Origin of the sequence: Streptomyces adelaidensis (genome assembly GCF_016598475.1) — a bacterium.
Classification (GTDB): domain Bacteria; phylum Actinomycetota; class Actinomycetes; order Streptomycetales; family Streptomycetaceae; genus Streptomyces; species Streptomyces adelaidensis.
Window position 1 is genome coordinate 1 of the sequence record NZ_JAEMUX010000177.1, and the last position, 5,146, is coordinate 5,146.

The window sequence follows — 5,146 nt, forward strand, 5'->3', positions numbered from 1 at the left end:
CTCAGTGGCGGAGGCGGCGAAGAACTACGACGAGGAGCTGAAGGCGGCGACGGACGACCAGGTGATCGAGGAATGAGCGCCCGCGTATGAAGGGGCCGACAGCGGGATCGCCCCACTCCGCATTCCGGGCACTCAGCCGAGCCCTCCCCCTCACCCCCGCCACGATCCTCCTGCTCCTCTTCCTCGCCGGCCCCATCGCCTACTGCGCCTACATCGCCTTCACCGACCTCCAACTCACCGGCCAGGCCGAGGACTCGTTCATCGGCTTCGAGAACTTCCGCACGGCATTCGGGGACGAGGCCTTCCTCAACGCGGTCTGGCTGACCCTGGTCTTCACAGTCGTATCGGCGCTGCTGGGCCAGAACACGCTGGGCCTGGCGCTTGCGGCTTTGATGCAGCGCGCGTCCAAACCGGTTCGCACGCTGGTGGGGGGAATCGTCGTCACGGCGTGGGTACTCCCGGAGGTGGTGGCCGGTTTCCTCCTCTACGCCTTCTTCCGCCGCGAGGGCACCCTGAACGCCGTCCTGGACTGGCTCCATCTCCCCACCCAGAACTGGCTGTACACGCTCCCGATCCTGGCGGTGTCGTTCGCGAATGTCTGGCGGGGAACGGCGTTCTCGATGCTGGTCTATTCAGCGGCCCTGAACGAGATCCCGAAGGAAATCACGGAAGCGGCGGAGGTGGACGGCGCGGGCGGATGGCGCCGGATGTGGCACATCACGCTCCCGATGATCCGCCGTTCGATCGGCACGAATCTGATGCTCATCACGCTGCAGACGTTGTCGGTCTTCGGTTTGATCTGGGTGATGACGAGGGGCGGCCCGGGCGGCAAGAGCCAAACACTCCCGTTGTTCATGTACGAGGAGGCTTTCCAGAAGAGCATGATCGGTTATGGCACGGCGGTGGCGCTGTTGCTTCTGGTGGTGGGTTCACTTTTCTCCGTGGTGTATCTACGGCTGCTGCGAACGGAGGTGTGACCCCCGATGACCTCCCCCACCTCCCGCCGCACCACCCACCGCCTGGCCGCCGACGCCGGCCTCCTGGTCGTGGCCGCCGCTTTCGTACTCCCCCTGGCCTGGGTCCTCCTGTCCTCCGTGGACCCCCACGCGAACCTGACGGTCAAAGTCCCGGACGGCGTGACCCTCGACAACTTCGACGCGGTCCTGACCCCGGACATCACCTTCACCCCGCTGCTCAACAGCCTGCTGCTCTGCGGCGGGGGCACCGCCCTGACGGTGGTGTGCGCGGCCCTCGCCGCCTATCCGCTGTCGCGGTTCCGGTCCCGCCTGAACCGTCCGTTCCTCCTGACGATTCTGTTCGCGACGAGCCTTCCGATCACCGCGATCATGGTTCCCGTGTACGCGTTGTTCGTCCAGGTGAATCTGATCGACACCATGCAGGGCACGATCTTTTTCTTCGCGGCCTCACAATTGCCGTTCGCCATTTGGCTGATGAAGAACTTCATGGACGGGGTGCCAAGGGAGCTGGAGGAGGCTGCGTGGACGGACGGCGCGTCGTCGCTTCAGTCGTTGGTGCGGATCGTGCTGCCGTTGATGGGGCCGGGGGTCGCCGTAGTGACCGTCTTCTCGTTCGTGATGATGTGGGGGAACTTCTTCGTCCCGTTCATGCTGCTGCTGACGCCGGAACAGATGCCGGCGGCGGTGAGCATCAATGAGTTCTTCGGGAATCGGGGGACGGTTGTTCATGGGCAGTTGGCGGCGTTCTCGGTTATTTACTCGACGCCGGTGATTTTGTTGTATGTGGGGGTGGCGAGGCGGTTGGGTGGGGGGTTTGCTTTGGGTGGGGCGGTCAAGGGGTGAGGGGAGGGAGGCCGCTGCGCTACTTCAGGGCCTCAGCTCGGGCGCGGACTTGGGCGGCCAGGTCCAGAGCGTTGGCGCGGGTGTAGGCATCGTCTGCCGCGAGGTAGTGGTGACGAGCTTCACCAGGACGGTGGGTGTCCTCGTGGGCGAGGCCCAAGTTGTAAAGAGTCTGGCCTATCTCGTACCAGTCCTCGAACTCCTGGAAGATCTCCAAGGCCCTGCCGTGCGCTTCGACTGCCTCCGCCCTCCGGTCCGCATCCCACAGGGCGACACCGAGATTGTTCCACGCAGCGGCCTCCCCATGGCGGTCCCCGGCCGCCCGCCACAGATCCCGGGCGTAGGTGAGGGCGTCGATCGCCTCCCCTGCCCGGCTCGCCCGCCCCAGGGCGAGGCCCAGGCTGTTCCACGCCGTGGCCTCCCCATTGCGGTCCCCGGTGGTCTGGTGCAGGTCGCGGGTACGGGTGAAGGCGTCGATGGCCTCGCCCAACTGGCCCACATCTACCAGGGCGATGCCGAGGCTGTTCCACGTGTCGGCCTCTCGTTGACGGTCCCCAGCCATGTGGTGCAAGTCGCGGGCACAGGTGAGGGCGTCGATCGCCTCCTTCACCCGGCCCGCCCTGCGCAGGGCCATGCCGTGGTTGTTCCACGCGATGGCCTCGCCCACGCGGTTCCCCGAACGCTGCGCGGCCTCTTTCGCCGCACCAGTGACAGTGATCCAGTCGTCCAAGTACCGCCGCCAAGCCAGAAACTCCCCTATGCGCTCGGCCAGTTCCACGGCCGCAACCGCGAACCGCTTCTCCCGCGCCCACTGGGCCGCCGCCACCAGCGCCGGCCGTTCCCTCTCACACCACGCCAGCGCCTGCCCTCGGGTGGCGAACCGCTCCGGCTCCACCGCCCCCTGCAGCCACTGCAACCTCTCATCGGCCGCTCGTGCCCACGGCAGATAGAACTCCAGCACCCGCTCCCGCGCCGCGTCCCCCTCCTCCCGCAACACCTCATCCCCCGCCACCACACCCATACCGTACGCCCGCACCAAGTCATGCAACCGCCATCGCCCACGCCCGCTCCCCCGATCCACAAGGTGCGCACGGGCCAGCTCCCTCAGGTCCTGCAGCGGAGGCTCATCGGCACCGATCAGCGCGGCGGCGACCTCGCCACTCACCCAAGGCCCTGGTGCGAGGGCCAGCAGGCGCAGCAACCGGGCCTGCTCGGACGGTAGCCGCCGGTAGGACAGATCGAAGGTGGCGCGGACGCTGCGGTCACTGTCAAAGAGGGGGTCGAGCCGGTCACGAGACTTGGCGAGCTGGCCGACGAGTTCCGTGACCGACATGCCCGAGTCCTCGGCCAGCAGGGCGGCAGCGATCTGGAGAGCCAGGGGCAGGTGTCCGCAGAGGGCGGCGAGTCGCTCGGCCCCGTCGGGATCGTCCGCTATACGGCGGTCGCTCTCGTCGGCTATCCGCAGAGCGAGGTCGAGGAGTTCACACGCGGCCTCGGGGGCGAGCTGTTCCAGAGGCACGAGCCGGGCGCCGAGTTGAGGCAGTCGGTCGCGGGAAGTGACGAGGACCCTGTGACGGGTGTCGCCCGGAAGGAGCGGCCGAATCTGGTCCGGACGTGACGCGTTGTCAGCCAGCAGCAACACAGCACCGCCCCTCCGCGCACGCTCGACGAGCTTGGAACGGTAGAGGGTCAGACGGTCATCGGCGGTGACAGGGATGTGCTTCGGCGGGACCCCGAGCGCCCGCAACAAGGACTGAAGTGCCTGGTCGGCGGTGACAGGCTCCTGGTCGTACCCATGCAAGTCGATGCAGAGCACCCCGCCCGGGAACCAACCGCCTTCCAGGGCCAGATGTGCGGCCTCCACAGCCAGCGCGGTCTTCCCGATGCCACCGAGACCGGACACAGCCGTGACGACGACCGCCACAGAGCCCGGTGTCGCGGGTACGTTCACCGGGTCGAGCACGCGCAGCAGCTTCTCCGTCTCCTCCTCACGGCCGGTGAACCCGCCGGGCCTCGGCGGCAGCGAGGCCATGGCCTCGGGCGCGGCGGCCCCGGTCTGCTGCACCACGATCTGGACGCCGATCACCTTGTCCAGGAAGACCCCGCCTCGGAAGTCGGTGTGGTCGCCGTCGTACCAGGCCAGGCCGCTCCCCGGGGTATGCCGCTCCATGGCCGCCGCCACGGCACACGCGGCCGCCGGATCGCTGGCGAGCAGTTCCCCCACGTTGGCACCCCAGGCCCGTACCGCCTCCCGCAGGTCCGCCCGCCCCGCCGCTTCCGCAAGTACCTGTGCGGATGCCTCCGTATCGCGCCCCATCACCCGGGCCAGTTCCTCCACCGCCAGGCGCCCGACGTCCCCGCCCGAACCGTCCGCCAGAGCCGCAAGCAAAGCCGCTTCCATATGCCCGTCCGTTCCCCGCCGCTCCGCACCGTGACACCAGGTCAACGGTACGGCTGCGGAGGTGAGTTCGCGCTGGTCTCGCCGACCTGACGCCACAGGCGCCGAGTACGAGGGCAGCGCAGGCCAGCACCCCGCCGTACCGCTGACTTGGCAGTACCTTGGACAGGTGCCCCATACCGACACACACCCCACAACGGCTGTCATCCTCACCGCGCTGCCGGTGGAGTACGACGCCATACGCGCCCACCTCACGGGCGCCGAGGAACTCGTCCACGACAACGGGACCCGCGTCGAGCGCGGCCGGATCGAGGGCACGTCCTGGACCGTGGCGATCGCCGAACTGGGCGAGGGCGCGGTGAACACCGCCGCGCTGACCACACAGATCGTCGGCTGGCTCCGCCCGGAGGTGCTGCTCTTGGTGGCGTCCCGCCAGGTGGTGTAGTCGATCAAGTACGCGGAATCCGGAGGAGTCCGTCGCCCTCATCACCCGAGCGCTGCATGACGGGGACGAACGCGACGACCGCCCGGCACGGGACCCGGACGCCGTGCGAGAACTGACCGCCCTCTGCGGCCACCTGCCCCTCGCCCTCCAGATCGCCGCCGCGCTGCTCCGCCGCCCCCGGTACCGAGCCATCACCTCACTGGTGGCCGACCTCAAGAAGGCCGAGGACCCGACCGTCGTATTCGACAACGGCAGTCCGGGCAAGGACCTGTACGGCCGCTCACTCGTCCTCCGACCTGTACTGGAGACCTCGTATCGCCGGCTTCCCCCCGACCAGGCCCGATTGCTGCGCCTGCTGTGCCTCGCCCCCGGCTCGGAGACGACCACGGAGGCGGTGACCGCCCTGGCCGACCTGGACGCCGACGCCGCGCTGTCGCTGCTGGAAGCCCTGGCCACCACCCACCTGGTCGCGCCGGTCGAGGAGGG

The 5,146-nt window shown here is 68.4% G+C and carries 4 protein-coding genes and 1 pseudogene; 4 read left to right on the forward strand and 1 reads right to left on the reverse strand.

The window, feature by feature from the left end:
* Nucleotides 1–86: 86 nt before the first annotated feature.
* Both I8N67_RS40815 and I8N67_RS40820 read left to right on the forward strand, forming a co-directional pair.
* Nucleotides 87–977 (forward strand): carbohydrate ABC transporter permease, encoded by an 891-nt coding sequence (locus tag I8N67_RS40815; RefSeq protein ID WP_200309368.1) that lies wholly within the window; start codon nucleotides 87–89, stop codon nucleotides 975–977.
* A gap of 6 nt (nucleotides 978–983) precedes the next feature.
* The gene (locus tag I8N67_RS40820; protein ID WP_200309369.1) at nucleotides 984–1,820 is read left to right on the forward strand and encodes a carbohydrate ABC transporter permease; all 837 of its coding nucleotides are present in this window, start codon (nucleotides 984–986) and stop codon (nucleotides 1,818–1,820) included.
* A gap of 19 nt (nucleotides 1,821–1,839) precedes the next feature.
* Here the strand turns inward: I8N67_RS40820 and I8N67_RS40825 are convergent, their stop codons facing one another.
* On the reverse strand, nucleotides 1,840–4,206 hold the full coding sequence (locus I8N67_RS40825; protein WP_307835523.1) for a tetratricopeptide repeat protein: 2,367 nt from the start codon (nucleotides 4,204–4,206) through the stop codon (nucleotides 1,840–1,842).
* A 178-nt stretch (nucleotides 4,207–4,384) separates the two neighbouring features.
* On the opposite strand from I8N67_RS40825, the gene I8N67_RS40830 reads away from it, so the two are divergent.
* Together I8N67_RS40830 and I8N67_RS40835 are read left to right on the forward strand one after the other, a co-directional pair.
* Nucleotides 4,385–4,660, forward strand: coding sequence for a hypothetical protein (locus I8N67_RS40830; RefSeq protein ID WP_307835524.1), 276 nt, complete (start codon nucleotides 4,385–4,387; stop codon nucleotides 4,658–4,660).
* 16 nt (nucleotides 4,661–4,676) lie between these two features.
* Nucleotides 4,677–5,146: pseudogene (locus tag I8N67_RS40835) on the forward strand (regulator); the annotation flags it as partial.

Coding starts and splice junctions, on each gene's coding strand:
- I8N67_RS40815 (WP_200309368.1), top strand. CDS start 87: ATGAAGGGGCCGACAGCGGGATCGCCCCACTCCGCATTCCGGGCACTC.
- I8N67_RS40820 (WP_200309369.1), top strand. CDS start 984: ATGACCTCCCCCACCTCCCGCCGCACCACCCACCGCCTGGCCGCCGAC.